Origin of the sequence: Beijerinckia sp. L45, assembly GCF_009765775.1 — a bacterium.
GTDB lineage: Bacteria > Pseudomonadota > Alphaproteobacteria > Rhizobiales > Beijerinckiaceae > RH-AL1.
This window is the reverse complement of record NZ_LMUU01000096.1, coordinates 10371-14348: the sequence shown is the minus strand read 5'-3', so window position 1 is coordinate 14348 and position 3978 is coordinate 10371. Positions and strand designations below refer to the sequence as shown.

At 57.9% G+C, this 3978-nt stretch carries 3 protein-coding genes; all 3 read left to right on the top strand.

Features of this window, described 5'->3' with window-relative positions; all coding sequences use genetic code 11:
- The coding region (locus GSQ79_RS09775; RefSeq protein ID WP_158808528.1) for a hypothetical protein at positions 1-862 on the top strand (862 nt) is incomplete at its 5' end.
- Positions 852-3083 carry a hypothetical protein gene (locus tag GSQ79_RS09770; protein ID WP_158808527.1) on the top strand — a complete coding sequence of 744 codons (2232 nt, stop codon included), beginning with the start codon at positions 852-854 and terminating at the stop codon, positions 3081-3083. The genes GSQ79_RS09775 and GSQ79_RS09770, both read left to right, overlap by 11 nt.
- Before the next feature lie 250 nt (positions 3084-3333).
- Positions 3334-3978 (top strand): transglutaminase family protein (locus tag GSQ79_RS29430; protein WP_246725231.1); only part of this gene is annotated, 645 nt, incomplete at its 3' end.

Sequence of the window (3978 nt, the reverse complement as noted above, 5' to 3'; positions counted from 1 at the left end):
GAGCGGTGACGGCGCGAAGCGGGCCAGATTATTGGAGCTGCTGCCAGGTTGCAGCGCCGTAGATCACCTGGATCAGATACCGCCTTCAGCCGATCTCGTCGTCGCGGCGGGGCCGCCCGGTTACAATCTGGAGGCATACAGGAGGGCGGAAGAGATAGGCGCAGCTTCGTTCATAGAGAAGCCGCTGCATCCGCAATGGCCATGCGACCAGCCCAAAGGCATATTGCACATTGGCTTCAACCTGGCCTTCGCAAGCCCGATCGAAAGACTGAAGTTGCTGGAAACGACGTCAGCCCGGATCATTTACCTATCGATCACGTACAATACCAACAAGCCCCGCTCCAAGGTCTGGGGCCTGGACAGCACGGCCGCCAGCTTCATGTACTCCGTCGCCTGCCATCCGTTGCATCTGGCGGCATCGATCTTCGAGTTCCAAGACGTCAGAAGCTCGTCATTGATCGCCGTCGGAGAGGATGTGTTCTTGAACGCCTCGCTGCACAGGCGGGACGGAACCCCGTGCGTCGTCAGGGGACACAACCGCGCGACCGGGCTCGAGTTCGTCATAGAGGCCCATTTCGAGGATGGACGCAGGGTCACGCTGACGAACCTGCGTAACTGGAGAACATCGACGTTGAAGGCCGATAAGGACGAGGCCAGCGGGCGAAGGGCAGAATCGCAAAGCGCCTCGTCGGCGTTCAACCTCTCGGAGGACGTCACGGGTTTCCATGGACAGTTCCGGGATATCGCATCCCGCATAAGGGAGGGTGCCGGATCGAACCAAGCGGTAGATGTTACCGCCGCAAGGAAGACCAACGATATCATTCACAATATACTCAGTCAGGCGAAATTGGATGATTTTTGATTTTGGAAGACTTTCGCATCAAGAGTATATTCCGGGAGACATAGACTTCAGACGGCATACGATGCCTCTCGATGACTTGCGCGCGTATGTGTTAAGCAAGATATCCGACGAGCAGAACGTGATCCTGCAGAACGGCGGCCTTATCCAGGAGGTCGTCGTTCTCGGCCTGCCTGCGGAAGCTGCAAAAGGCTGGCTGGAGTACAACAAGTTCGAGATCAAAAATACCTATAAGCGGGAATCCAGAAGAGGTAAAAGATATAACAATATCAGAAGCGTCATGTTCGATTGCCAGAAAGACGGCAAGCGTTATGCATTCTTCAGCGCATTTCCGACGAAGGAGTATGTGATCCAGTCCGTAGACGTCCTCGCCGCCTACGTTAAACTAAACATGAAGGAGAGGGTGCGGCCAAAGGTTCGCGCCCTGATGTTTAGTGATCTAGAAGACTTATCCTGGACGTCGTTTTCTGAAATCAGCAATTACTTAAGGCCGAATGACTTCGTGCTGTTCGGAGCCGTAGAAGCCATTGCCGAGAATCTGGGACGGTGCCAATTCAAGGTCGGCCCGGCGAACCATTTCGGCTACAATAACATGTTCGCCTGCTTTCGCGTCTCGTCAAGGGACGGCACGAGATCGGCCCTGTTCATAGGGTCGATGGAAACGTATTGGGGCTCGGGCCTGGCCAAATACTGTAAGATCCTCGTCGAGAGGGGGGCCGCCCATATCCTCTATTGTGCCAAGGCCGGGCGCTTTCGGCATCCCACGTACGCGCACGACATCTTCATTCCGTCCAGCTATGTGGCCATCGAAAGGGATGGGAGCGGATCCGAGAAAATCCTGGACGTCAATAACCAGGCGCAGAGGTCGCTCTTCAGGAATGAATATCGCCATCTATGCTTCCATTCCCTCATGGGCGTGCACCTTAGCGTTCCTTCCGTCATCGGAGAGACGAAGGCGCAGGCGGAGATCTACAAGCCGTTCGAGCCTGCAACGATCGATAACGAGATCTCGTACGCGGCGATGGCCATTCAGGAAGCCAGCCTACAATACAAGCGGATCACGACCTTCGACACCGCGCACTTCATCACGGACATCCTGCTTCAGCAGGCGACATCCGTCGATGCCGCCACAAACGTGCGTCTCGCGGACAAAGAGACATTCAATGCGAGGCTGAAGAAGGAGAAGGCGAGGAAGTTCGAGTTCATAAGCTCGCTCGTGGCCGCAGCGATCATCGGCCACGGCCATCTGGCTTCCGGGTCCGGGTCGATGATCATGAAAGCGATGACGGAAGCCGACTATGTCGCCGCCTGGGTCGCAAACATCAAGAGCGGGACGGCCAATCCAATCGACGCCGCGAACTTCCTGCTCGCGTTCATATGGTGGTACGCTTACGGAGGAATAGACGGAGAGCGGCTTGCGAAAGACCTCGTCATCGATGCGCGAAACCTCGCAAGCCTATACGACGGGACGAAGGATGCGAATGCTTTGCGGGTCTCCGCGAGACTACTCGACGGCGCATTGGCCTATTATCATCTTCGTCGACAACTCAATGACAAGTATAAGAGCGGCTTCAAAGATCTTGATGAGAAGTCAAGGGACGAGGTCGAGAAACAGATCGAAGCGACGATAATCGATCACCGGCTGACCGATTCGGAGATAGCGTTCGAGAACACTGATATATCAGCTGCTCAGTATGCGATCTATGGGAATATAAACTTCAACCTCAGCGTCTATATGATGAACCTCGCTGCATACCAGGGGAACCGTCAGAAATTCGAGCAATACAGTCAGACGGCGCTCGGGCACCTCGATGAATACCTGAAAAGACGAGAGCACATCGCCGACGATGGCGATCGGACGATCAACACGGCAAACTTCCATCGTGACGCGGTCAACGCGACCCAGAATATCAAGGGCGCGTTGAGGCTTAAGGATTGGGAGAATCCGCACTTCAAAGGGTTCGACGATCCACACCGTGTCTGGACGTACTTTCGACAAGCGGAATCGAAGTACCGGGACGTCAATCGGCGGGCGCCCATCTTCCTTCTGTACGAGATGTACTTCTTCTTGATCTCAATGAAGCGCGCTGGCCATGTGTTCGACGAGCAGGACCAGATCGTGAAGGGCTTGAAGGACTTCTTGACACACGAGGGTCAGAGGAACTGGGCCTATGAAAGACTGAAGGAACAGGCGAAATCGATCATGAATGTCACGATCGACTAAGTATGGTTCCGCGCGGGGTTCAAGCCTCACGTTTCCATACGGCGCAGATGCTGCGCCCGTACTGCCAACGCCGGGACGCGGAATTGCTCCCTCGCCGGCGCGCGTCGTATCCGGCGCCTTGACGACGAACTTAAAAAAGCTTGGCAAAGCGACGTCTGCAGGATTGGCGGCGCCCGCTAACCAGATCTCGAGCACGCCGGTCTCGACGACCAGGCGATGCCCTACCCTTCAGCGATTGAATCGAGGACATGTGCCGACGCTCTCGATCCTCCACCGCACGACCTACCGCTACCGGCGCCCGGTCGAACTGCGCGCGCACCGCCTGTTAGTACGGCCGCGCGGAAGCCAAGACCTCCAGGTGATCGCGTTCGACCTCCGGTGCTCGCCCGACGCCACGGTCACGTGGGGACAGGACGTCTACGGGAACGCCGTCGCGACGGCCGACTTCGCGATATCGGCGTCGGTCCTCGACATCCTCGTCACGAGCGTCGTCGAACATTCCGCACCCGAGTGGCCGACCTTCCAGATAGCGCCCTACGCGCATGCCTACCCGTTCGGTTACACGGCGGACGACGTCGTCGACCTCGGAGCGCTGCTCGCCACGGGCCCGCGTGACGATGGCGTCGAGGCCTGGGCGCGCGGCTTCGTGGCCGGGCCGCGGACCGACACGCTGTCGCTGCTGAAGGACGTCAACGCCGGCATGCTCGACGCGATCGCCTACCGCGTCCGCGACGAGGAGGGCACGCAGTCCGCGGGCGAGACGCTAAGGCTCCGCAGCGGATCGTGCCGTGACATCGCCGCCCTCTTCATCGCCGCCGTGCGCCATCTAGGCTTCGGCGCGCGCGCCGTCTCGGGCTATCTCTCCGACCCCTCGATGCAGGACGGCGACGGTGGC

Bases quoted from the DNA above. Each gene is read 5' to 3' on its own strand.
- GSQ79_RS09770 (WP_158808527.1), top strand. From the start codon at position 852: ATGATTTTTGATTTTGGAAGACTTTCGCATCAAGAGTATATTCCGGGA.